This is a genomic window from Micromonospora sp. NPDC047467, from assembly GCF_040643095.1.
Taxonomy (GTDB): Bacteria; Actinomycetota; Actinomycetes; order Mycobacteriales; family Micromonosporaceae; genus Micromonospora.
Window position 1 is genome coordinate 276,566 of sequence record NZ_JBEYTO010000005.1, and the last position, 22,152, is coordinate 298,717.

The window sequence follows — 22,152 nt, forward strand, 5'->3', positions numbered from 1 at the left end:
GTGGCGGCCCAGGTACGCGTTCTTCGTCAACGGATCCGCTCGGCGAAGTCGATGAAGAAGATCACCAAGGCGATGGAGCTCGTGGCGACGAGCCGAATCGCCAAGGCCCAGGCCCGGGTGCAGGCGTCCCTGCCGTACGCCCAGGCCATCACCGGTGTGCTCACGGCGCTGGCGTCCAACGCGCGGATCGACCACCCGCTGCTCACCCCGCGCGAGCGGGTGCGGCGGGCGGGCGTCCTGCTGGTCACCAGCGACCGTGGCCTGGCCGGCGGCTACAGCTCCAACGCGATCAGGATGGCCGAGTCGCTGATCGCGCGACTGAAGGCGGACGGCAAGGAGCCGGTGCTCTACGTCATCGGGCGTAAGGGCGTCGGGTTCTACCGGTTCCGTGACCGGCCGATCGAGGCGAACTGGACCGGGTTCAGCGAGCAGCCGTCGTTCGAGGACGCCCGTGCCGTCGGTGAGACGCTGATCAAGGCGTTCACGGCCGGCGCGGACGACGTCGACGGCGGTGCCGGTGCGGACGGGGTGCTCGGCGTCGACGAGTTGCACATCGTCTACACCGAGTTCCACTCGCTGATGACGCAGACCCCGGTCACCAAGGTGATCGGTCCGATGCAGGTGGAGGACCGGCCGCGCTCCGAGGGGCTGCTGCCGGCGTACGAGTTCGAGCCGGAGGCGGAGGCGCTGCTCGACGCGCTGCTGCCGAGGTACATCAACACGCGGATCTACGCGGCGTTGATCGAGTCGGCGGCGAGTGAGTCGGCGGCACGGCGGCGGGCGATGAAGAGCGCCACCGACAACGCCGAAGAGATGATCGAGAAGTACACGCGCGAGATGAACTCGGCTCGCCAGGCCGGGATCACCCAGGAGATCAGCGAGATCGTCGGCGGCGCCAACGCGCTGGCCGCGTCGGGAAGTGAAGTGTGATGACTGCACCAGTAGAGACCAAGACGGCCACGGGTCGCGTGGTCCGGGTCATCGGCCCGGTCGTCGACGCCGAATTCCCGCGCGACGCCATGCCGGCCCTGTTCAACGCCCTCAACGTCAACGTGAACCTGTCCAGCGGTGAGAAGACGCTGACTCTGGAGGTCGCCCAGCACCTGGGTGACAACCTGATCCGCGCCATCTCGATGCAGCCGACGGACGGCCTGGTCCGCGGCGCGGAGGTGCGTGACCGCGGCGAGCCGATCACCGTGCCGGTGGGCGACGCGGTCAAGGGCCACGTGTTCAACGCGATCGGCGAGGTGCTCAACCTCAAAGAGGGCGAGACCCTGACCCCGGACGACCGGTGGGGTATCCACCGCAAGGCCCCGGCCTTCGCGGACCTGGAGCCGAAGACCGAGATGCTGGAGACCGGCATCAAGGTCATCGACCTGCTCGCCCCGTACGTCAAGGGCGGCAAGATCGGCCTGTTCGGTGGCGCGGGCGTGGGCAAGACGGTGCTCATCCAGGAGATGATCACCCGTGTGGCCCGCAACTTCGGTGGTACCTCGGTCTTCGCCGGCGTGGGTGAGCGCACCCGTGAGGGCAACGACCTCATCGCCGAGATGACCGAGTCCGGCGTCATCGACAAGACCGCGCTGGTCTACGGCCAGATGGACGAGCCGCCGGGCACCCGGCTGCGGGTGGCGCTCTCCGCGCTGACCATGGCCGAGTACTTCCGGGACGTGAAGAAGCAGGAGGTGCTGCTCTTCATCGACAACATCTTCCGCTTCACCCAGGCGGGTTCGGAGGTCTCCACCCTGCTCGGCCGTATGCCGAGCGCGGTGGGTTACCAGCCGACCCTGGCCGACGAGATGGGCGAGCTCCAGGAGCGGATCACCTCCGTCCGGGGCCAGGCCATCACGTCGATGCAGGCGATCTACGTGCCGGCGGACGACTACACCGACCCCGCCCCGGCCACCACGTTCGCCCACCTGGACGCGACCACCAACCTGGAGCGGTCGATCTCCGACAAGGGCATCTACCCGGCCGTGGACCCGCTGGCGTCCTCGTCCCGGATCCTCGCCCCGGAGTTCGTCGGCGCCGAGCACTTTCAGGTCGCGACCGAGGTGAAGCGGATCCTGCAGCGCTACAAGGACCTGCAGGACATCATCGCCATCCTCGGCATCGAGGAGCTCTCCGAGGAAGACAAGATCACCGTGGCCCGCGCCCGGCGGATCGAGCGCTTCCTGTCGCAGAACACCTACGCTGCGGAGCAGTTCACCGGCGTGCCGGGTTCGACGGTCCCGATCAAGGAGACCATCGAGGCGTTCCGCAAGATCAGCGAGGGCGAGTACGACCACTTCCCCGAGCAGGCGTTCTTCATGTGCGGCGGTCTCGAGGACCTGGAGAGCAAGGCTGAGGAACTGATGAAGAGCTGACAGCTCGACCAGAGCTGACACAAAAGACTGCCCCGGCAATGCCGGGGCAGTCTTTTGTTCATCTTCGCGCCTTACCATCGTCGCGGTCCGTTACTCGTGGTCGGCGCTCGGGCGACCGGCGAGATACGGTCGTTGCGCGCGTTCACCCGAACGAGCGTTGTTTTTTGCAACCTTTCGGCGACGCGCGCCCGTCTTCTACTCGTGGGCGTGACGAACGGAGATGCTCGTGGGTAAGGCCGGCAAGAGTGGCCGCAAGTCGTCGATCTGGCGGGGCGTGCCGCGCTGGGCTCGGGTCTGCACGGTGTTCGGCACTGTGTTGACCATGCTCAGCGGGATGGTGCTGGTCGGTACCGAGGTGCTGATGGCCCGCTACGAAGGCGCGGTCGGCAAGGCCGACCTCTTCGGTGACCAGGCCGCCGGCGCCCAGGCGAAGAAGAGCGAAATCAAGGGTCCGCTCAACATTCTGCTGGTCGGCATCGACCCGCGTACGCCGACGGCGGCGCCGCTGGCCGACTCGATCATGGTGCTGCACGTGCCCGCCTCGATGGACCGGGCCTACCTGTTCTCCGTGCCCCGCGACCTGTACGTCGACATCCCGCCGTTCAAGAAGGCCAACTTCCACGGCGAGAAGACCAAGATCAACGCCGCCATGTCGTTCGGCAGCCAGGTGCCGGGGGAAAATCCCGACGCGGCGCGCGGCTTCGAGCTGCTGGCCACGACGGTGCAGAAGGTGACCGGCATCAAGCGGTTCGACGGTGGCGCGATCATCAACTTCACCGGCTTCCAGAAGATCGTCGACGCGATGGGCGGCGTCACCATGACCGTCGAGCGGGAGGTGAAGTCCGAGCACAAGCAGCCGGACGGCAAGGCCCGTCCGGGCAATCCGCGCGGCGAGGGCTACATCGGTCCGCAGGCGGTCTACCCGAAGGGCACCCACCACCTCAGCGGGTGGCAGGCGCTGGACTACGTCCGGCAGCGCTACCCGAAGAACGGCGTCCCGGACGGGGACTACGGCCGGCAGCGGCATCAGCAGCAGTTCGTCAAGGCGATGGTCGGCCAGGCGTTCAGCGCCGACGTGGTCGCCAACCCGATCAAGCTGGACAAGGTGCTCCGCGCCGCCGGGCAGTCGCTGATCTTCAACGGTCGGGGCAACAGCGTCGTCGACTTCGGGATCGCCCTCAAGGACATCCGCCCGAACACCATCCAGATGATCAAGCTCCCCGGTGGTGGGGTCTACGACGGCAAGAAATACAAGGGTGAGCAGTTCGAGGCAGGCGTCGCGGACTTCTTCACCGCCCTGCACAATGAACAACTGGACCCGTTCCTGTTGGAGCACCCGGAATTCCACAACAAGGCGAAGTAGTCGTGGCGCAACTCTCCCCACCCGCGTTGGGGGCGGGTCGTCGTCAGGACTAGACTTTCGGAAATCCGCCCGCCGCAGCAAGGAGACAGCGTGGCACAGCAGCTGCACGTCGAGCTCGTCGCCGTCGAGGAGAAGGTCTGGTCCGGTGACGCCGAGATGCTCGTCGCCCGGACCACCGAGGGTGAGCTCGGTGTCCTGCCGGGGCACGCGCCGCTGCTCGGTCAGCTCGCCGAGCCCGGTCAGGTCCGGATCAAGCTCGCTGGTGGTGAGCAGATCTCGTACGACGTGGCCGGTGGCTTCCTGTCGGTGAGCCCCGACCGTGTCACGGTGCTGGCCGAGAGCGCTACCCCGGTTTCCGCGCAGAGCCACTGAGTCGTACCGGGGATGGAGATCGTCGAAGGAATCGGGATCGGCGTCGCCGTCGTCCTCGTTGCGATTCTCGTCCTCTTCGTCCGCCGGGCGTTGGTCACCCGCACTGGTGGCATCATCCGGCTCAGCGTCCGGGTCACCACCATGCTCGACGGCCGCGGCTGGTCACCGGGCTTCGGCCGGTTCGCCGGTGACGAGCTGCGCTGGTACCGGATGTTCAGCTTCGCGCTGCGGCCCAAGCGGGTGCTCTCCCGCAAAGGGCTCGCGGTGGAGCGCCGCCGTTTGCCGGAGGGCCAGGAACGGCTCTCCATGCCGGCAGACTGGGTGATTCTCCGCTGTACCAGTCACCACGCACCGGTGGAGATCGCCATGGCGCGGTCGACAGTGACCGGTTTCCTCTCTTGGCTCGAGGCCGCCCCTCCGGGGGCGGTCTCGCCGCGTATGGCCTCCCAGGACTGGCCGGCTGCCTGAGCCGCGGCTCCGGTCGCTGGCCGGCGTGACCGACACGGAATCGCCGATCTGGGGCTGTCCTGCTGTCGTGATACCCCAATATCGGCGACCCCGTGTCGATCAAGAGGTCGGTGCTGAGGGCTGAGCGCAGCCCTGCCCGGCGAGGAGCCGCCCCCAACTACGCGTGGCGGCGGCCAGATCGGGAACCCACACCTCCACGTGCCGGCGAGGCGCCCACGATCAGCGCTTGCCGCCCGGCACCCATAGCACATCGCCCGCCGGATTTGCCGTTCTTGACAGGATGAAGAGCAGATCGGAGAGCCGGTTGAGATACTTTGCCGGGAGCGGGCTGGTTCGCTCCGGATCGTGGCTGACCAGTGCCCACGCGGCCCGTTCGGCACGCCGGGCGATGGTCCGCGCCACGTGCAGGAGCGCCGCACCGGGGGTGCCGCCGGGGAGGATGAAGGAGTCGAGCTTGCTCAGGCGTGCGTTGTACTCGTCGCACCAGCCTTCCAGGCGCTCCACGTACTCCTCGGTCACCCGCAGCGGCGGATACTTCGGGTCCGGCTCGACCGGGGTGGCCAGGTCGGCGCCCACGTCGAACAGGTCGTTCTGGATCGACTCCAGCACTCCCCGCAGTTCGTCGTCGAGCTGTCCCAGGGCGAGCGCGACGCCGATCGCCGCGTTGCACTCGTCGACATCCGCGTACCCGGCGATCCGTGGATCGGTCTTCGGCACCTGCTCGTTGTTACTCAGCCTGGTCATGCCGGCATCGCCGGCCTTGGTGTAGATGCGCGTGAGGTGGACGGCCATGACGCACAGCCTACGGATACCGGATCTGACGATCCCTGCGCGGCCGGACACCACTGCCGGCTGGCCGGCAGTGGTGGGTCCCGGCGACGCCGGCGATCCGGCGGTCAACGATGTCGACGTCATCCGGGTGCGCGGTGATGCCCGGCTGGCCGGCACCGTGCACGTGGTGGGCGCCAAGAACTCGGCGCTGAAGTTGATGGCAGCCGCGTTGCTCGCCCCGGGTCGGAGCGTGATCACCAACGTCCCACGGATCACCGACATCGCGATCATGGGGGAGGTGCTGCGCCGGCTGGGCTGCGACGTCCGGTTCGACGCGGACGACCCGGTCGACCCGATGGTCGCCCGAGGTGGCGTAGCCCGGTCCCGCTCGGTGACGATCGACGTGCCCGAACAGCCCGGCGCGGACGCGGACTACGACCTGGTCCGGCGGCTGCGCGCGTCGATCTGCGTGCTGGGCCCCCTGCTGGCCCGTCGCGGGTTCGTGCGGGTGGCCCACCCCGGCGGCGACGCGATCGGCTCCCGTGGGCTGGACATGCACATCTCCGGGCTGACGCGGATGGGCGCGGAGATCTCCGGCGAGCACGGGTTCGTCATCGCCGCCGCCCCGCACGGCCTGCGCGGCGCGGACATCATGCTGGATTTCCCCAGCGTGGGAGCGACCGAGAACCTGGTGATGGCGGCGGTGCTGGCCCAGGGCACCACGATGATCGACAATGCGGCCCGGGAGCCCGAGATCGTCGACATCTGCACGATGCTCAACCAGATGGGCGCGCGGATCTCCGGCGCCGGCACGTCCACCCTGCGGATCACCGGCGTACCCGGGCTGCGCCCGGTGCGGCATGCCACCGTGGGGGACCGGATCGTCGCGGGCACGTGGGCGTTCGGAGCGGCGATGACCAGGGGCGACGTGACGGTGACCGGGCTGGACCCGGCCTTCCTGGAGGTCGCGCTGGACAAGGTCGTCGCGGCCGGCGGCCTGGTCGAGACCCGGGCAGACGGCTTCCGGGTACGCATGGACGACCGGCCCCGGGCGGTGGACGTGGTGACACTGCCGTACCCCGGCTTCGCCACCGACCTGCTGCCGATGGCCATCGGGCTCGCCGCCGTCAGCGACGGGGCGTCCCTGATCACCGAGAACATCTTCGACGGCCGCTTCATGTTCGCCAACGAGATGATGCGGCTCGGCGCGGACATCAAGACCGACGGGCACCACGCGGTCGTCCGGGGGCGCGAGCGGTTGTCCGGTGCGCCGGTGCGGGCCACCGACATCCGCGCCGGGGCTGGGCTGATCATTGCCGGGCTCTGCTCGGACGGGACCACCGAGGTCTCCCACGTGCACCACGTCGACCGGGGCTACCCGGATTTCGTGGCGGACCTGCGCGCACTCGGGGTGCCGGTCGAGCGGGGCACCGCGCCGGAGGAGCCGTCGCTGGAGATCTGACGCCGGCGGCTCTGGGGCCTCCCGACCGCCCCTTAGCCGTCGTTCAGGCTCGCCGACTAGGGTGCAGGCAGGCACTCAATCGCAGCGAGGGAGAAGTTAGATGGCGGGTCGACTCGCGGTCGTCGGGGCCGGACTGATGGGCTCCGGCATTGCCCAGGTGGCGGCGCAGGCGGGCTGGCAGGTGACGCTGCGCGACCTGGACGACGCGGCCACCTCCCGAGGGCTCGGCGGCATCCGGAAGTCGCTGGAGAAGTTCGCCGAGAAGGGCAAGATCGAGGCGTCCGAGGTCGAGGCGACGCTCGCCCGGATCACCCCGACCACCGACCTGGAGGCGGCGGCGGACGCGGACATCGTGGTCGAGGCGGTCTTCGAGCGGCTGGAGATCAAGCACGAGGTCTTCCGCGCCCTGGACAAGATCTGCAAGTCCGACGCGGTGCTCGCCACCAACACCTCGGCCATCCCGGTCACCCAGATCGCCGCCGTGACCGAGCGGCCCGAGGCGGTCGTCGGCACCCACTTCTTCTCGCCGGTGCCGATGATGCAGCTCTGTGAGCTGGTTCGCGGCTACAAGACCAGCGACGCGACGCTGGCCACCGTACGGGCCTTCGCCGAGGAGATCGGCAAGACGGTCGTGGTGGTCAACCGGGACATCGCCGGCTTCGTCACCACGCGGCTGATCTCCGCCCTCGTGGTGGAGGCGGTCAAGCTCGTCGAGTCGGGCGTGGTGTCGGCGGAGGACCTGGACACCGCCTGCCGGCTGGGCTTCGGGCACGCCATGGGCCCGCTGGCGACCACCGACCTGACCGGCGTGGACGTGCTGCTGCACGCGTCGAAGAACATCTACACCGACACCGCCGACGAGAAGTTCTTCCCGCCGGAGCTGCTCCAACGCATGGTCACCGCCGGCGACCTGGGCCGCAAGACCGGCAAGGGCTTCTACACGTACTGAGGTTCACGGCGGCCGGGGCGGGTGACCGCCCCGGCCGACCGGTCAGCCGTCGCGCTTGGTGGTCCAGCGGAAGGTGGTCAGGCAGAGCACCAGGCCGATCACGCACCACAGGGCCAGCACCAGCGCCACCCGGCCCAGCTCGAACGAGCCGCCCGGTTCCTGTGCGCCGAAGCTCTCCGGCAGGAAGACCGAGCGCAGCCCCTGGCACATCCACTTGAGCGGGAACAGCGCCGCCACCTGCTGCATCCAGGTGGGCAGTTCGGTGAAGACGAAGAACACCCCGGAGATGAACTGGAGCACCAGGGAGACCGGGGTGACCACCGCCGAGCCGCTGCGGGCCGTACGGGCCAGCGACGAGATGGCGATTCCGCACAGGGTGCAGGCGGTGACCCCGAGCACGGAGACCCAGCCGAAGGTGAGCCACTTCGCGGCGGTGCCCGGCAGGTCGAGGTCGAACAGCGCCACGGCGACGGCCAGCAGGAGCGCGGTTTCGACGATGCCGATCGCCACCACCATGATCACCTTGCCGGCGAACCAGACCCACTTCGGCATCGGCGTGCCCCGGTAGCGCTTGAGCACTCCCCGGTCCCGCTCGATCGGGATCCAGATGCCGAGGTTCTGGAAGCTCACCGTCATCAGGCCGGTCGCGATCATGCCGGTGATGAAGTACTGGGTGAACTTGACCCCGCCGCCGATCTCGCCGCCGAAGATCGACGCGAAGATCAGGATCATGATGATGGGGAAGCCCATCGTGAAGACCACGGACTCCCGACTGCGCAGGAACTGGGTGATCTCCAGCCGGCCCTGACGCAGGGCGAGCGCGCCCGCACCCGGCCGGCGCCCACGGCTCGCGGCGACCGGCGCCGCCGGCCTCGTCGTGGTCGTCATCGCGCGTGTCCGATCATGGTGAGGTAGATGTCCTCCAGGGTCGGCCGGGTCACGGTCAGCCCCGGGACCTCGCCGCCGTAGCGCGCGGCCAGGTCGGCCACGAGGGCCGTCGGCGTCGCGCTCTGCGCGCTCTCCAGCGTCCCGTCCGGGGTACGCCAGGACACCGTCGCCAGGGCCTCCTGCCGGTTGCCCAGCCGGTTCGGGGTGGCCACCTCGACCAGCCGGCCGGCGGTGATCACGCCGACCCGATCGGCCAGCGACTCCGCCTCGTCCAGGTAGTGGGTGGTCAGCACGATGGTGGTGCCCGCCGCCGCGAGGTCGCGGATCAGCTCCCAGAACTCGCGGCGGGCCTCCGGGTCGAAGCCGGTGGTCGGCTCGTCCAGGAAGAGCAGTTCCGGGCGGCCGATGATGCCCAGCGCCACGTCCAGGCGGCGCTTCTGCCCGCCCGAGAGGGTGTGCGTGCGGGCCTTGGCCTTACCGGCCAGCCCGACCCGCTCGATCACCTTGTCCGGGTCGTCGGCGTCGGGGTAGAAGCCGGAGAAGTGCCGGATCACCTCGGCCACCGTCAGCTCGTCGAACTCGCCGGTGCCCTGCAAGACGATGCCCACCCGGGAGCGCCAGTCCGGGCCGGGATGCGCGGGGTCCACACCGAGCACCGAGACCTCGCCGGCATCCCGGCCCCGGTAGCCCTCCAGGATCTCCACCGTGGTGGTCTTACCGGCGCCGTTCGGGCCGAGCAGGGCGAACACCTCGCCACGGCGGACGTCGAGGTCCACGCCCGCGACGGCCACGTTGTCGCCGTACGACTTGCGCAGTCCCCGAACTGAGATGGCCAGCTCGTCATCCATAGCGCCAGTGTCCCTCCTGAACTGGGAGGGTGCGGCGTCGGGGGTGTGGCGGTAGCAACCACGGTGTGCCGTGCACACCCGGATGTCCGCGACATGGACCTGTGTGGTTTTGCACAGCCCGTTTTACTGAACGGTAACTTAGACTCCGGCCATGGACGAGAAGGCATCTGTGAGCCGGCTGCCCGAGCGGGACCGCCCGTGGGTGATGCGCACCTACGCCGGCCACTCGTCGGCCGCCGCGACCAACGCCCTCTTCCGCCGCAACCTGGCGAAGGGGCAGACCGGCCTCTCGGTCGCCTTCGACCTGCCCACCCAGACCGGGTACGACCCCGACCACGAGCTGGCCACCGGTGAGGTCGGCCGGGTCGGCGTGCCGGTGGCCCACCTCGGCGACATGCGGGCGCTCTTCGAGGGCATCCCGCTGGCCGAGATGAACACCTCGATGACCATCAACGCCCCGGCGATGTGGCTGCTCGCCCTCTACGGCACCGTGGGGCTGGAGCAGGACGCCGAGCTGGCCCGCTGCGCCGGCACCACCCAGAACGACATCATCAAGGAGTACCTGTCCCGGGGGACGTACATCTTCCCGCCGGCGGCGTCGCTGCGGCTCACCGCCGACGTGGTGGCCTACACGCTGCGCGAGATGCCCCGCTGGAACCCGGTCAACATCTGCTCGTACCACCTCCAGGAAGCCGGCGCCACGCCCGTGCAGGAGGTCGGCTTCGCGCTGGCCACCGCCGTCGCCGTGCTCGACGCCGTCCGCGACTCCGGCCAGGTGCCCGCCGAGCGGATGGGCGACGTGGTGCAGCGCATCTCGTTCTTCGTCAACGCCGGGGTGCGCTTCGTCGAGGAGATCGCCAAGATGCGCGCGTTCGGCGCGCTCTGGGACGAGATCACCCGGGACCGGTACGGGGTCACCGACGCCAAGCAACGCCGGTTCCGCTACGGCGTACAGGTCAACTCGCTCGGCCTGACCGAGGCGCAGCCGGAGAACAACATCCAGCGCATCGTGCTGGAGATGCTCGGCGTGACGATGTCCCGCGACGCCCGCGCCCGCGCGGTGCAGTTGCCGGCCTGGAACGAGGCGCTCGGCTTGCCCCGCCCCTGGGACCAGCAGTGGTCGCTGCGAATGCAACAGGTCCTGGCGTACGAGTCGGACCTGCTCGAATACCCCGACATCTTCGCCGGCTCGCACGTGATGACGGCGCTCGTCGAGGAGATCGTCACCGGAGCCCGGATCGAGCTGGACAAGGTGCTGGAACTGGGCGGCGTGGTCGCCGCGGTGGAGACCGGCTACCTCAAGAGCGCACTCGTCGCCTCACTCGCCGAGCGCCGCCGCCGGATGGAGTCCGGCGCCGACGTGGTGGTCGGCGTCAACCGCTACGTCGAGACCGAACCCTCCCCGCTGACCGCCGCCGGAGCGGAGGCCGTCGAGCAGGTCGATCCGGCCGTCGAGGCTGCCGCCGTGGACGACGTACACCGGTGGCGGGCCGAACGTGACGCCGCAGCCGCCGACGCGGCACTGGCCCGGCTCCGCGCGGACGCCGCGACCACCACCAACCTCATGCCAGCCACCCTGCAATGTGTACGGGCCGGCGTGACCACCGGCGAGTGGGCCGGCGCGCTGCGCCAGGTCTTCGGCGAGTACCGGGCACCCACCGGCCTGGCCGGCGGCACCGGGACCGGCGGCGACCCCGGCCTCGCGACGGTCCGCGAACGGGTCACCGCCACCGCCCGCGAGCTGGGCAGCGGTCGTCTGCGGCTGCTGGTCGGCAAGCCCGGCCTGGACGGACACTCCAACGGCGCGGAACAGATCGCGGTACGCGCCCGCGACGCCGGCTTCGAGGTCGTCTACCAGGGCATCCGGCTGACCGCAGGGCAGATCGTCGCCGCCGCAGTCCAGGAGGACGTCGACCTGGTGGGGCTATCGGTGCTCTCCGGCTCGCACCTGGCCGCCGTGCCGGCCGTGCTCGACGGCCTCCGCGCCGCCGGCCGGGCTGACCTTCCCGTGGTGGTGGGCGGCATCATCCCCGCCGGTGACGCCGACACGCTGCGGGCCGCCGGGGTGGCCCGGGTCTTCACTCCGAAGGACTTCGCCCTCACCACCATCATCGACGACCTGGTGACGGTCATCCGCCACGCCAACGCCCTGCCCTGACCCGCAGCTCACCAACCTCCGCGCTCGACCAGCCCCGCGCGGTCAGGCCGGCGTGGTCGGTCGATCCTGCGTGGTCGTTGGGGCCCGCGTAGTCGTTTTGGTTCCTGCGTCGTTTGGTGGACCCTGCGTTGTTGGCCGCCCCAGCTCAGCGGTGGTCGTAGGTCATGCAGTCGGCCATGTCATTGTCCGGTCCGACCCTGATCGACGGCGCGTGGCATTCCAGCTGCTCGTTGTGCAGGCAGTCCGCGCGCTGACAGGCGCCCACCTGGGCGATCAGGCTGCCCAAGCCGCCCTGGACGGGTGACTCGACGAACGTGTGGCAGTGCGCGTGGTCCATGCTGCCGATCGTGATCGCGAAGGCGTGACAGTCACCGGCCTGGTTGTACGCGCACGCCGCGACCACACACTCCTGGACCCGGGGCATCTCCAATGCTGCAGTCATCTCGACCTCCATAGGTTTCTTGCCCGATCCTAGGCATTTGTCGGCCTTTCCGGGCTCGGTATCCCGCCGTCCCGTCAGTGGCCCCTGGCCGAATGCACCTGGTTTGCGGTTGATCGACACCAGGTCGCCGATGTGGCGGCGTCCCGTTCGCCGGATACCCCCACATCGGCGATCTGGAGTGGATCAGCCCCCAGACCGGACGATCCGACCCCAAGATCGGGCGGGGGCGTGTTGATCGACTCGGGTTCCCTGATGTCGGTGTATCCCGGTGCCGGGGATACCCCGATATCGGCGATGTCGAGTGGATCATCACCCGACCGGCCGGTCTGACCGGGCCGCACCGCGCTTGTTGGGCAGGTTGTCCATTTATGGGTGGCCCCGGGGTGTGACCGGCGGCATCCTGAAGCCGGAATCGTGGCGGCCCCGGACGGGTTACATACCCTGACGATCGCAGTGCCACCGGCCGCCAGCCCGCCCCGCACCCGGGGTTGGAATGCCCGGCCCGGCCCGGTCGTTACATCTCCCACGACCGACCGCACTGGCTCGACGGGCCGCCGGAATGACTTCGGCCCCTCGGTCGTTACATCCCCCACGATCGAGGTTCGACGTGTGGATGGGCCGCCCCCGGAATGACCCCGGCCCGCCGGTCGTTACACATGGACCCGGCGCCACGAGCCCCCGCCCGTAGGCCGCCGAACCCCAAGACTTTCCCCCTTGTATGTGCAGCGCCGGACGAGGTGCTCACACCCGCGCCACCGTCCCCCTGGTGGGTGGGTGTCCTTACCCCCGAAGGAGCTAACCCTCATGAACACGATCATTCGTAAGAGCGTGCTGTCTGTTGCTGGTCTCGCGTTCGCCGGTGGCGTCTTCGCCGGCCCGATCGCCCACGCCGCCACCCCGGTGGATGCCAAGCCGGTCGCGGTGGTGCAGGCCGACAAGCCCGACACCGCCAAGCTGATCCCGCACGGCGTGCAGGGCACCCAGTCGCACATCACCCTCAACGACGAGCAGACCGCCAACGTCAAGGCGATCATCGCCGCCACGAAGAAGGCCGGCCTGCCCGAGCGCGCCGCGGTCATCTCGATCGCGACGAGCCTGCAGGAGTCGAAGCTGGAAAACCTGGGCCACCTCGGCGACCGTAACGACCACGACTCGCAGGGCCTGTTCCAGCAGCGCCCGAGCTCGGGTTGGGGTACGCCGGAGCAGATCACCGACCCGGACTACTCCACGACCGCGTTCCTGAAGGGTCTGAAGCAGGTTGATGGTTGGCAGGACATGCCGTTGACCGACGCCGCGCAGACCGTGCAGGTCTCGGCCTACCCGGATGCCTACGCCCAGTGGGAGCAGCAGGCCGCCGACCTGGTCGGCCAGTACTGGAACAGCTGACCCCGCCCGCACGACACCGACCGCTGGCCGGCACCCCGAACACGGGGCGCCGGCCAGCGGCATATCCGTGCGTCAGACGCGGAACCCAGCAGCGCGGGCGGCCTCTCGTTCTCGCCGACGATCCGAGCGCCGGCGCAGGAACCAGTAGGTGAAGGCCAACAGGCCGACCAGGAAGGCGAGCACCAGCACTGGCAGGAGGATGGCGATCAGGGAGACGACGACACTGGTGGCGTCCTCGGCGGTGCTGGCGACCGGCGCACCGAACCCGGCGGTGGTCGCGTTGACGACCGGCCGCGCCGCGGACTTGAGCAGGTGTACGCCGAAGGCGAGCACGACGCCCACGGCCACCGGTACCCATTGGTGCGACGAGAAGAAGCTTCCCGGGTCGCTGACGGTCACCGTCTCCGACGACGACCCGGCGCCGAACGCGAGCCCGCCGGCTGTCGGCCGGACCACGGTCTGCACCACGTCGTTGATGTGGTCGACCACCGGCACCTTGTCCGCCACCATCTCGACGGCGAGCAGTACGGCCAGGATGACGATGACCCATCCGTTGCCGAGCCACGTCCAGCCGCTGGGCAGGTCGATCAGGTTGCTGTAGCGGGAGAGTAGGCCGAGGGCGAGCAGGGGGATGTAGGCGTTCAGCCCCGCCGAGGCGGCGAGGCCGGTGCCGGTGAGGACTTCGAACACGATCTCAGCATCGCATCGACGCGCCAGTGCCGCTCGGTGGCGGTCGCCGGTCGCTCGGCTACCCTCGTCGGGTGCGGTTGGTCATTGCGAAGTGCTCGGTGGACTATGTCGGACGACTCTCGGCTCACCTGCCGTTGGCGACCCGGTTGCTGATGGTGAAGGCGGACGGGTCGGTGTCCATCCACGCCGACGACCGGGCGTACAAGCCGTTGAACTGGATGAGCCCTCCGTGCCGGCTGGAGGAGGCTCCCGGCGTGTGGCGGGTGGTCAACAAGGCCGGTGAGGAGCTGCGGATCACCCTGGAGGAGGTCTTCCAGGACACCTCGTACGAGTTGGGGGTGGATCCCGGCCTGCGCAAGGACGGGGTGGAGGCGCACCTGCAGGAGTTGCTGGCGGCGAACCCGAGTGTGCTGGGCGAGGGGTACACGCTGGTGCGCCGCGAGTACATGACGGCGATCGGGCCGGTCGACCTGCTGTGCCGGGACGCCAACTCCGGCGCGGTCGCCGTGGAGATCAAGCGTCGCGGTGAGATCGACGGGGTGGAGCAGCTCACCCGCTACCTCGAACTGATGAACCGCGATCCGCTGCTCAGCCCGGTGGTCGGGGTCTTCGCCGCGCAGGAGATCAAGCCGCAGGCCCGGGTGCTCGCCGCCGATCGCGGCATCCGCTGCGTGGTCGTGGATTACAACAAGCTGCGCGGCATCGAGAAGGACGAGCTGACCCTCTTCTGAGGGCTCAGCTGCGCACGGCGATCAGCGATTTCGGCAGCCCGGCCACCCGCTCGATCAGCAGCCGCGAGTCGGGAAAGTAGTGGCGCATCTGTGAGCGGTCCAGCAATTCGGTCCAGAGCACCTGGTGGATGGCGGCTTCGTGGCTGCGGGTCGGCTTGTGCCCGAGCGGCCAGCGCTGGGCGAACGCGGTGCGCAGCCGTACCGGAAGGAACTGCATTCCGGGTGCGATCCAGTGTGGCTCGATGGGGAAGTACCGGTAGGGCGTCTGCACCCAGTGTCGGTCGGCCAGTGCGCGGGCGGCAGCCGCGAACCGCAGCCGACGTTCGTGCCCTCCCACGTGCTCCAGCACCGAGTTGGAGAAGACCAGGTCGTAGTCGCCCCCGCTGACGTGTGCCGGCAGTTCGCAGGCGTCGGCCTGCTCGACGTGGGCCCACTCCGGCACGACGGCGGGCGGCTGCTCCAGGTTGACCACGGTCACCCGGGCCGGCCGGACGGTGGCGCGCTGCCAGGTGCCGAGCCGGCCGCCGAGGTCGACAACGTGCATGTCGCCGATGTCGGGAAAAGTGCGCACCAACCATTCCGAGCGACGTCGCCGTTGCCGGGCGCTCCATGACCGGTCGCTGTCGACAAGGCGGTAGCGCAATCGATTGTGGCCCATTTAACGCAATGTACGGCTGCGGACACGACAAGCAAATATACTTATACGCCGATCTCTGCCGAAGATCGGTTATCCGACACTCACCTGCCGTACATCACCTTGATGGCTTTGACGAGTCGGGCCACGTCGGCCGGGGTCCGTTCGAAGGTCATCGACGGAAGCAGCGATCGGGCCCGGCGGCGGGTGATGGCCTTGGTGCGGCCGAATTCGCGCAACCCGTCCTCGCCGTGGATCCGCCCGAAGCCGGAGTCACCGATCCCGCCGAACGGCAGGGTGGACATCCCGGCGAAGGTCAGGGTGGAGTTGACCGAGGCCATCCCCGAGCGGAGCCGCCGGGCGGTCGCCACCGCGCGCCGTCGGCCGAAGACCGAACCACCCAGGCCGTACGACAAGGCGTTGGCGCGGGCGACGGCCTCATCGGCGTCGCGGACCCGGTTGATCGTCAGCGTCGGCCCGAAGGTCTCCTCGCGGATGGCGGCCGAGTCCTCCGGGACGTCCACCAGGACGGTCGGATGCACGTACGGGGGTTGCACGGCGCTCGGGCCGCCGAGCACGGCGCGCCCCCCGGAACTGACCGCCGCATCGATGTGCCGGCGGATCACGTCGATCTGGCTGGGCATGGTGATCGGGCCGATGTCGGTGCCCTCCGGGCCGACGGTCAGCCGGCCGGCCTTGGCGACCACCTTGTCGACGAAGGCGTCGAAGATCGGGTCGACGGCGTAGACCCGTTCGATGCCGATGCAGGTCTGACCGGCGTTGGTCATGCCGCCCCAGACGCACGCCTCGGCGGCGGCGTCCAGGTTGGCGTCGCTGTCGACGATCATGGCGTCCTTGCCGCCGCCCTCGATCAGCACCGGGGTCAGCGACTCGGCGCAGGCTGCCATCACCTTCCGGGCGGTCGCCGTGGAGCCGGTGAAGGCGATCTTGTCGACCCCGGAACGGCACAGCGCCGCGCCCACGTCGCCCAGCCCGTGCACGGCGGTGAAGACCGGCTGCCCGTCGACGACCTCGGCGAAGCTGTCCACCAGCCACTGGCCGGCGGCGGGCGTGTACTCGCTCGGCTTGAGCACCACCGTGTTACCGGCGGCGAGGGCGTACGCGGCGGAGCCGACGGGGGTGAAGACCGGATAGTTCCACGGCCCGATGACGCCGACCACGCCGTGCGGCTGGTATTCGAGGTGCGCGGAGAACTCGGCGAGGATGAGCCGCGACCGTACCCGGCGCGGGCCGAGCACCCGGCGGGCGTTGCGGGCGGCCCAGTCGATGTGCTCGATGGCGGTGACGATCTCGACGATGGCATCGGCGACCGGCTTGCCACCCTCGACGTGCACCAGCTCGGCGAGCTGCTCGATCCGTTGCGCGAGCAGTGCGCGCCAGCGCAGCAGTCGCTGGCGGCGGCCGGTGAAGCCCAGGCCGACCCACCACTCGCTGGCTGCGCGAGCCCGGTCGACGGCCTGCCGGACGTCGGCGGCTGTGGCAATCGGGAGGCGGCCGGCCTCGGCGCCGGTGGCCGGGCTGGTGGAAACCAGTTGACCCGCCTCGATGATCGGGATGCCCGGGACACGCACAGCCGTCATGGCCGAAGTCTAGACCCGAAAATTACTCGCTGGTAGGTCGTGATCAGGGCTTCGTGGGCGGGAGTCGCGCCGACCAGCCCGCTCGTTGATCAGGGCAGGTCAGGCGGCGTATGTCGCGTCCGCCCGCCCGAACCGTCGAACAGCACATGGCCGGGAGGTGACGAGGAGCTGACCGGCCGGTCGGTATTGACGATTACCGTCTGATGGCAGGCTGACGCGCGGAGTAATGGTACGGGGGAGGGTTAAGTGTCCATGGACGAACATCCGGAACTGCTGCCGTTATTGACTGTCGCGGCTGGGCCGATGCGCGGAGCGAGTTTTCGGGTGCGGGCCGAGCCGCTGGTGATCGGTCGGGCGGCCACCGGCCAGCTGGTCGTCAACGACCCGCATCTGAGTCGCTGCCATGCGGAGGTGTGGCTGGCCCCGCAGGGCGCCTCGCTGCGGGATCTGGGCTCCACCAACGGCACCTGGCTCAACGACCGCCGGATCACCGACGTGGAACTCCTCTCGGACGGCGACGTGATCCGGCTCGGGCGTACCGAGCTGCGCCTGTTCGACCCGGGCGTGGCCCTCACGGACCCGGTCGGGCTCAGCTTCGGCCCGCCCCGGCGGGACGTTCGGCCGACACTGCCGTTGCCGCTGGCCGTACCGCCCACCACGCGCCGCTGAGCGCACCTCGTGGGTTGGTCGGCCCACACGGTCAGCGCGCTCCGGATGGCTGCCGCGCACCTGGACCGGCGCGTACCGCCGTGGCAGCATGCCGCGGATGGAGACCGAACAGCGGACCATCACGGCCAACGGCATCACCCAGGCGGTACGCGTGGCCGGCCCGCCCGACGGCATCCCGGTGCTGCTGATCCACGGCAACTGCTCGTCCTCGCTGTTCTGGGAGCCGCTGGTCCGGCGGCTGCCGTCGACGCTGCGGGTGGTCGCTCCGGACCTGCGCGGGTACGGCGACTCCGAAACCGCCCCGGTGAACGCCACCCGGGGTCTGCGGGACTTCGCCGACGACGTGGCCGCCCTGCTCGACGAGCCGACGCTCTTCGGCGCCGGCCGCCCGGTGGTGGTCGTCGGGCACTCCCTCGGTGGGGGAGTGGCGATGCGACTGCTCGTCGACAACGCGCACCGGGTGAGCGCGCTGCTGCTGGCCGCACCGGTCTCCCCGTACGGCTTCGGTGGCACCCGCGACCTGGTGGGCACGCCGACCACGCCCGACTTCGCCGGGACCGGCGCCGGCACGGCCAACCGCGACTTCGTCACCCGCCTCGCGGACGGTGACCGCGGCGCCGACACGCAGGCGAGCCCGCGCGCCGTGCTGCGGGCGGCCTACGTGGCCGACCCGGCCTCGCTCGACGCGGACGAGGAGTTGCTGCTGGACAGCGTGCTCTCCACGGCGACCGGCGACGACAACTACCCCGGAACGGCGGTGCCGTCGGAGAACTGGCCGGGCACCGCGCCGGGGGAGCGCGGAGTGCTCAACGCTCTCGCGCCGACCTGGTTCCGGCTCGCCGACGAGCTGGTGGCCGTCGCCGAGAAACCTCCGGTCACCTGGGTACGCGGCGACGCCGACGTGATCGTCTCGGACACCTCGCTGTTCGACCTGGCGTACCTGGGCTCGCTGGGTGTCGTACCCGGCTGGCCGGGCGAGGAGGCCTGCCCGCCGCAGCCGATGGTCGGCCAGACCCGGGCGGTGCTGGAGCGGTACGCGGCGGCCGGCGGCGCGTACCACGAGGTGGTGCTGCCCGGCTGCGGGCACAGCCCGCACCTGGAGCGGCCGGCGGAGTTCGTCGCGGAGTTGCTGGCCCTGACCACCGTGCCGGCCGCCTGAACGACGGTCCGGGCACGCGGCGCGATGGGTGAAATATGCCACGGCGTCTCGACAACCGAGCGTCACGTGGCAGACTCGCGCGCATAACTTAGCGACCGTTCAGCGGTCGTGCGGAGTGTCTGGGGAGGCCGGTCGTGGCACGCGAGTTCACCACCGTGGGTGTGGTCGGGCTGGGCACCATGGGTGCCGGCATCGTCGAGGTTTTCGCCCGCAACGGCATCGACGTGGTGGCCGTCGAGATCTCCGCGCCAGCGTTGGAGCGTGGCCGTGCCACCCTCGCCGGCTCCACCGATCGCGCGGTGGCCAAGGGCAAGCTCGCCGAAGCGGACCGGGACGCGCTGCACGACCGGGTGCACTTCGCGGTCGGCCTGGACGCGCTGCACTCCGTCGACCTGGTCATCGAGGCGGTGCCCGAGCACCTGGACCTCAAGCAGCGGATCTTCGCGGAGCTGGACCGGGTCTGCCGGCCGGACGCCATCCTCGCCACCAACACCTCGTCGTTGAGCGTCACCGAGATCTCGGTCGCCACCACCCGGCCCAACCAGGTGATCGGCATCCACTTCTTCAACCCGGCGCCGGTGATGAAGCTGGTCGAGGTGGTCCGCACGGTCGTCACCTCACCCGAGGTGGTCGCCGACGTGGAGGCACTCTGCGCCCGGCTCGGCAAGGTCGACGTGACAATCAACGACCGGGCCGGCTTCATCGCCAACGCGCTGCTGTTCGGCTACCTCAACCACGCGGTCGGCATGTTCGAGTCGCACTACGCGACCCGGGAGGACATCGACGCCGCCATGAAGCTCGGCTGTGGCCTGCCGATGGGCCCGCTGGCGCTGATGGACCTGATCGGTCTGGACACAGCGTACGAGATCCTGGACACCATGTACCGGCGCGGCGGGCGGGACCGCCGCCACGCCCCGGTGCCGCTGCTCAAGCAGATGGTGACGGCGGGGCTGCTCGGCCGGAAGTCCGGCCGGGGTTTCTACACCTACGAGCGGCCCGGCTCGCCGAAGGTCGTACCCGATGAGGCGACGCCGGTGGCCACGGAGGCCGCGCTCGCCGACGGGGCCCGCGCCATCGCGAAGGTCGGCGTGGTGGGTTCCGGGACGATGGCCACCGGCATCATCGAGGTCTTCGCGAAGGCCGGCTACGAGGTCGTCTCGGTGACCCGTGGCGCGGAGAAGTCCGCGATGGTCTGCGAGTCGGTGAAGACGTCGCTGAACAAGGGCGTGGTGCGCGGCAAGCTCTCCGAGACCGACCGGGACGCCGCGCTCAGCCGGATCAGCTGGTCGGCCACGCTCGACCACCTCGCCGACGTCGACCTGGTGGTCGAGGCGGTGGTCGAGGAGTTGAGCGTCAAGAAGGCGCTCTTCGCGAGCCTCGACGAGATCTGCAAGCCGGGCGTCGTGCTGGCCACCACCACCTCCTCGCTGCCGGTGATCGACGTGGCGATGGCCACCCAGCGGCCGGCCGACGTGGTGGGGCTGCACTTCTTCAACCCGGCGCCGATCATGCCGCTGGTTGAGGTCATTCGCACCATCCGCACCTCGCCGGAGGCCGCCGCCACGGCCCGCGCGGTCTGCGCCGCGCTGGGCAAGACCGGTGTGGTCTGCGGCGACCGGTCCGGGTTCATCGTCAACGCGCTGCTCTTTCCGTACCTCAACGACGCGGTCAAGATGCTGGAGGCCAGCTACTCCACGGCCGACGACATCGACCACGCGATGAAGCTGGGCTGCGGCTACCCGATGGGCCCGTTCGAACTGCTCGACGTGGTGGGGCTGGACGTCTCGCTGGCCATCCAGCGGGAGCTGTACCTGGAGTTGCGCGAGCCGGGCTTCGCGCCCGCGCCGCTGCTGGAGCACCTGGTCACTGCCGGCTACCTGGGCCGCAAGACCCGCCGCGGCTTCCGCGACCACTCACACCGCTGACCGGGGTCAACGCCGGACGGGCCGTCCCGCCCGACGGACCGTACGCTTGGTGACTGTGAGCCCCCGTCGCAATCGCCCTCGCCGGGACGAGAACGCCAACCTGGACGACGACCGCGTCCGGCAGGGCGTCGCCTCGGTGCAGCAGTGGACTGACGGTGCCTGGCAGGTCCGTGGGATCGGCGCGGGCGCGTCGGTCAAGACGTACCGTTGCCCGGGTTGTAACCAGGAGATCCGGCCCGGGGTGGCGCACCTGGTGGCCTGGCCGGCGGACGGCCTGGGTGACCTGACCGACCGGCGGCACTGGCACAGCGGCTGCTGGCGTGCCCGGGAGCGACGCGGCCCGGCGGTGCAACGTGGGCGGGGCACGCCGCGCTACTGAGCGTCGCGCCTGAGCGATCTGGATCACGCTGTTCGCGTCTGGGCGGGCGGTGGCGGTGACTTCGCGACAGACTTGAGCGGTGAGCACAACGATCCGCGCGTCGTCGATCCTGCCCGGCCGCCGGGAGGACATCGAGCTGCACACCGCCGATGGTCTGCGGCTGGTCGGTGAGCTGGCCCTACCGGCCGAACGGCCGCCGGTGGCCACCCTGGTCTGCCTGCACCCGCTGCCCACCCACGGCGGAATGATGGACAGCCACGTGTTCCGCAAGGCGGCCTGGCGGCTGCCCGCGCTGGCCGACGTGGCCGTGCTCCGGTTCAACACCCGGGGCACCAGCAGCGTGCGTGGCACCAGTGAGGGTGCGTTCGACGGTGCCGTCGGTGAGCGTTTCGACGTGGCCGCCGCCATCGAGTACGCGGAGTTCGCCGAACTGCCCAACATCTGGTTGGTCGGCTGGTCGTTCGGCACCGACCTGGCCCTCAAGTACGGCTGCGACCCGGCGATCGTCGGCGCGATCCTGCTCTCCCCACCGCTGCGCTTCTCGGCCCCTGAGGACCTGGCCACCTGGGCCGGCTCCGGTCGGCCGCTCGTGGCGTTGGTGCCCGAGTTCGACGACTACCTGCGCCCGGCCGAAGCGCGGGAGCGGTTCGCGGCCGTGCCGCAGGCCGAGGTCGTAGGGGTGCCGGGCGCGAAGCACCTGTGGGTGGGCGACGCGGAGACGGTGCTCGACGAGATCGTCCGTCGCGTCAACCCGGCGGTCGAGGTGCCGTTGCCGACCACCTGGGACGGGCCGATGGAGTCCGGTGACGTCAGCGCGTACGCCGACCGGACGGTGGCGGCTTTCGCCGACACGCCCGTACCTGGGCCGGCTGCCGGCAAGGCCGACTGACC

The 22,152-nt window shown here is 69.8% G+C and carries 22 protein-coding genes; 15 read left to right on the forward strand and 7 right to left on the reverse strand.

Annotated elements, in window-relative coordinates:
- From ABZ780_RS16715 to ABZ780_RS16735, 5 genes are all read left to right on the forward strand, one after another.
- Entirely contained in the window at nt 1-930 is a 930-nt protein-coding gene (locus tag ABZ780_RS16715; protein WP_357007751.1) for a F0F1 ATP synthase subunit gamma, read from the forward strand.
- Nucleotides 930-2,366 (forward strand): F0F1 ATP synthase subunit beta, encoded by a 1,437-nt coding sequence (atpD, locus tag ABZ780_RS16720; RefSeq protein ID WP_357007754.1) that lies wholly within the window; start codon nt 930-932, stop codon nt 2,364-2,366. The genes ABZ780_RS16715 and atpD overlap by 1 nt, the downstream gene beginning before the upstream one ends.
- A gap of 220 nt (nt 2,367-2,586) precedes the next feature.
- Nucleotides 2,587-3,729 carry an LCP family protein gene (locus ABZ780_RS16725; protein ID WP_357007757.1) on the forward strand — a complete coding sequence of 381 codons (1,143 nt, stop codon included), beginning with the start codon at nt 2,587-2,589 and terminating at the stop codon, nt 3,727-3,729.
- Nucleotides 3,730-3,819: 90 nt separating this feature from the next.
- Entirely contained in the window at nt 3,820-4,101 is a 282-nt protein-coding gene (locus ABZ780_RS16730) for a F0F1 ATP synthase subunit epsilon (protein WP_357007761.1), read from the forward strand.
- A 12-nt stretch (nt 4,102-4,113) separates the two neighbouring features.
- Nucleotides 4,114-4,569: a DUF2550 domain-containing protein gene (locus ABZ780_RS16735; RefSeq protein WP_357007764.1), complete on the forward strand. Its 456-nt coding sequence runs from the start codon at nt 4,114-4,116 to the stop codon at nt 4,567-4,569.
- Between the two features lie 219 nt (nt 4,570-4,788).
- Here ABZ780_RS16735 and ABZ780_RS16740 read toward each other — a convergent pair whose 3' ends face one another.
- Complete coding sequence (locus ABZ780_RS16740) at nt 4,789-5,361, reverse strand: cob(I)yrinic acid a,c-diamide adenosyltransferase (RefSeq protein ID WP_357007767.1); 573 nt, start codon at nt 5,359-5,361, stop codon at nt 4,789-4,791.
- Here ABZ780_RS16740 and murA point away from each other — a divergent pair.
- Both murA and ABZ780_RS16750 read left to right on the forward strand, forming a co-directional pair.
- A complete protein-coding gene (gene murA, locus ABZ780_RS16745; RefSeq protein WP_357007770.1) occupies nt 5,360-6,802 on the forward strand; it encodes a UDP-N-acetylglucosamine 1-carboxyvinyltransferase in 1,443 nt (480 codons plus the stop codon). The two genes, ABZ780_RS16740 and murA, sit on opposite strands and share 2 nt — an antisense overlap.
- A 100-nt stretch (nt 6,803-6,902) precedes the next feature.
- Nucleotides 6,903-7,751 (forward strand): 3-hydroxyacyl-CoA dehydrogenase family protein, encoded by an 849-nt coding sequence (locus ABZ780_RS16750; RefSeq protein ID WP_357007773.1) that lies wholly within the window; start codon nt 6,903-6,905, stop codon nt 7,749-7,751.
- 42 nt (nt 7,752-7,793) lie between these two features.
- Here ABZ780_RS16750 and ABZ780_RS16755 read toward each other — a convergent pair whose 3' ends face one another.
- Together ABZ780_RS16755 and ABZ780_RS16760 are read right to left on the reverse strand one after the other, a co-directional pair.
- Nucleotides 7,794-8,639, reverse strand: a complete 846-nt coding sequence (locus ABZ780_RS16755; protein ID WP_357007776.1) for an ABC transporter permease — start codon at nt 8,637-8,639, stop codon at nt 7,794-7,796.
- Nucleotides 8,636-9,487, reverse strand: a complete 852-nt coding sequence (locus ABZ780_RS16760) for an ABC transporter ATP-binding protein (RefSeq protein ID WP_357007779.1) — start codon at nt 9,485-9,487, stop codon at nt 8,636-8,638. The genes ABZ780_RS16755 and ABZ780_RS16760 overlap by 4 nt, the downstream gene beginning before the upstream one ends.
- A 151-nt stretch (nt 9,488-9,638) precedes the next feature.
- Between ABZ780_RS16760 and ABZ780_RS16765 the strand changes: the two genes are divergently transcribed.
- The gene (locus ABZ780_RS16765) at nt 9,639-11,645 is read left to right on the forward strand and encodes a protein meaA (protein WP_357007782.1); all 2,007 of its coding nucleotides are present in this window, start codon (nt 9,639-9,641) and stop codon (nt 11,643-11,645) included.
- Between the two features lie 145 nt (nt 11,646-11,790).
- Here the strand turns inward: ABZ780_RS16765 and ABZ780_RS16770 are convergent, their stop codons facing one another.
- Nucleotides 11,791-12,087 carry a DUF1540 domain-containing protein gene (locus ABZ780_RS16770; RefSeq protein ID WP_357007785.1) on the reverse strand — a complete coding sequence of 99 codons (297 nt, stop codon included), beginning with the start codon at nt 12,085-12,087 and terminating at the stop codon, nt 11,791-11,793.
- Nucleotides 12,088-12,891: 804 nt separating this feature from the next.
- On the opposite strand from ABZ780_RS16770, the gene ABZ780_RS16775 reads away from it, so the two are divergent.
- Nucleotides 12,892-13,473 (forward strand): hypothetical protein, encoded by a 582-nt coding sequence (locus ABZ780_RS16775; protein WP_357486548.1) that lies wholly within the window; start codon nt 12,892-12,894, stop codon nt 13,471-13,473.
- Between the two features lie 72 nt (nt 13,474-13,545).
- Here the strand turns inward: ABZ780_RS16775 and ABZ780_RS16780 are convergent, their stop codons facing one another.
- Entirely contained in the window at nt 13,546-14,163 is a 618-nt protein-coding gene (locus tag ABZ780_RS16780) for a DUF4126 domain-containing protein (protein WP_357486550.1), read from the reverse strand.
- Nucleotides 14,164-14,234: 71 nt separating this feature from the next.
- Between ABZ780_RS16780 and nucS the strand changes: the two genes are divergently transcribed.
- Nucleotides 14,235-14,894 carry an endonuclease NucS gene (gene nucS, locus ABZ780_RS16785; RefSeq protein WP_357007792.1) on the forward strand — a complete coding sequence of 220 codons (660 nt, stop codon included), beginning with the start codon at nt 14,235-14,237 and terminating at the stop codon, nt 14,892-14,894.
- A gap of 4 nt (nt 14,895-14,898) precedes the next feature.
- Here nucS and ABZ780_RS16790 read toward each other — a convergent pair whose 3' ends face one another.
- Both ABZ780_RS16790 and ABZ780_RS16795 read right to left on the reverse strand, forming a co-directional pair.
- On the reverse strand, nt 14,899-15,552 hold the full coding sequence (locus tag ABZ780_RS16790) for a class I SAM-dependent methyltransferase (RefSeq protein ID WP_357007795.1): 654 nt from the start codon (nt 15,550-15,552) through the stop codon (nt 14,899-14,901).
- Between the two features lie 80 nt (nt 15,553-15,632).
- Nucleotides 15,633-17,129, reverse strand: coding sequence for an aldehyde dehydrogenase family protein (locus tag ABZ780_RS16795; protein ID WP_357486551.1), 1,497 nt, complete (start codon nt 17,127-17,129; stop codon nt 15,633-15,635).
- Between the two features lie 252 nt (nt 17,130-17,381).
- Here ABZ780_RS16795 and ABZ780_RS16800 point away from each other — a divergent pair, with 252 nt between their 5' ends.
- From ABZ780_RS16800 to ABZ780_RS16820, 5 genes are all read left to right on the forward strand, one after another.
- Nucleotides 17,382-17,798, forward strand: coding sequence for an FHA domain-containing protein (locus ABZ780_RS16800; protein WP_357007801.1), 417 nt, complete (start codon nt 17,382-17,384; stop codon nt 17,796-17,798).
- Between the two features lie 97 nt (nt 17,799-17,895).
- A complete protein-coding gene (locus ABZ780_RS16805; RefSeq protein WP_357486553.1) occupies nt 17,896-18,957 on the forward strand; it encodes an alpha/beta hydrolase in 1,062 nt (353 codons plus the stop codon).
- A gap of 134 nt (nt 18,958-19,091) precedes the next feature.
- Nucleotides 19,092-20,882 (forward strand): 3-hydroxybutyryl-CoA dehydrogenase, encoded by a 1,791-nt coding sequence (locus ABZ780_RS16810; protein WP_357486555.1) that lies wholly within the window; start codon nt 19,092-19,094, stop codon nt 20,880-20,882.
- 55 nt (nt 20,883-20,937) lie between these two features.
- Nucleotides 20,938-21,261: a hypothetical protein gene (locus ABZ780_RS16815; RefSeq protein WP_357008231.1), complete on the forward strand. Its 324-nt coding sequence runs from the start codon at nt 20,938-20,940 to the stop codon at nt 21,259-21,261.
- A gap of 79 nt (nt 21,262-21,340) precedes the next feature.
- On the forward strand, nt 21,341-22,150 hold the full coding sequence (locus tag ABZ780_RS16820; RefSeq protein ID WP_355593790.1) for an alpha/beta hydrolase: 810 nt from the start codon (nt 21,341-21,343) through the stop codon (nt 22,148-22,150).
- Nucleotides 22,151-22,152 lie beyond the last annotated feature (2 nt).